Here is a 1,422-nt window from a genome sequence, read left to right as displayed (position 1 = left end):
TATTTGTTCTACTTCTTATCGCGTTTCTTATTTCAACAGATAAAAAGCGTATCCCTGTAAAAATGGTTAGCATTGCATTTGCACTACAAGTGTTATTTGCGTTGATCGTGCTTTACATTCCTGCTGGTAAGTCAGCACTACAAGCAGTAAGTAACGGTGTTACTTATGTAACTGATTACGGTAAAGATGGCTTATCGTTTTTATTCGGTGGCTTAGCAACAGGCAGTATCGGCTTTGTATTCGCTGTTAACGTTCTGGGCATTATCATCTTTTTCTCTGCACTGATTTCTATGCTGTATCACGTAGGCATTATGCAGAAAGTGGTAAATGTGTTCGGTGGCGGCTTGCAACGTATCCTAGGTACAGGTCGTGCAGAATCACTATCAGCAGGGGCGAACATCTTTGTTGGTATGTCAGAAGTGCCACTTGTGATCAAACCGTACCTAAAATCAATGGATGATTCTCAACTGTTTGCTGTGATGACATGTGGCTTAGCATCGGTTGCAGGCTCTACTATGGTCGGTTATGCAGCAGTAGGTGTAGATTTGAATTACCTGATTGCAGCAGCATTTATGTCAGCACCAGCAGGCTTATTGATGTCGAAAATCATTATGCCACCAAGTGACAAAAAGCTTTCTGCTGATGAAATCACTAGCGTTGAGATTCCTAAAGCAACTAACGTAGTAGAAGCATTAGCTGATGGTGCGATGTCAGGTCTTCGTATGGCTGTGACTATCGGTGCAACCTTGATTGCATTCATTAGTGTGATTGCACTGTTTAATGGTCTATTAGGTGATATCGGTGAGTTCTTTGGCATTCAAGGTTTAACATTCCAAATGCTAATTGGTTACCTGTTTGCACCTGTTGCATTATTACTGGGTATTCCAATGAGTGAGGCGGTAACGGCTGGCTCATTAATTGGTCAGAAAGTTGTAATGAACGAATTTGTAGCTTTCATTGACATGATGAAAGTAAAAGATGCGCTATCACCACATTCATTAGCTGTTGTTACTTTTGCACTGTGTGGTTTTGCTAACATCACGACACTAGCAATTCTAATTGGTGGTATGGGAAGCCTAATTCCTGAGCGTCGTCCATTCATTGCGAAATACGGTATCCGTGCCGTTGCTGCTGGTGTACTAGCAAACCTAATGAGCGCAGCGATCGTTAGCATTATCTTGTTAATGTAATAACGTTTCACTGAACATAAAAAGAAGCCGACTGAGTACTTAGTGTGCAGTCGGCTTTTTGCTATTTAGATTTCACAAAATTTGATGTCTCTCTGTGATTTATAAGGCTGATTGAAAAAATATTTATGTTCACTAATTATTAAAAATATATAAGAGATTAAAAATGCAACCAACTTCATGATATGTATGAGTTAAATTTATTATGATTAGTGAGTTTAAAGGTATATTGATG

General features: G+C 39.4%; 1 protein-coding gene. It reads left to right on the top strand.

Features of this window, described 5'->3' with window-relative positions:
• On the top strand, positions 1–1,190 hold a 1,190-nt coding region (locus tag E5A76_RS18785), incomplete at its 5' end, for a NupC/NupG family nucleoside CNT transporter (RefSeq protein ID WP_161119855.1).
• Between the last annotated feature and the right edge of the window lie 232 nt (positions 1,191–1,422).

The organism is Photobacterium lucens, assembly GCF_009873615.1.
GTDB lineage: Bacteria > Pseudomonadota > Gammaproteobacteria > Enterobacterales > Vibrionaceae > Photobacterium > Photobacterium lucens.
The sequence above is the reverse complement of the archived record's forward strand: the minus strand, read 5'-3'. Positions and strand labels throughout refer to the sequence as shown.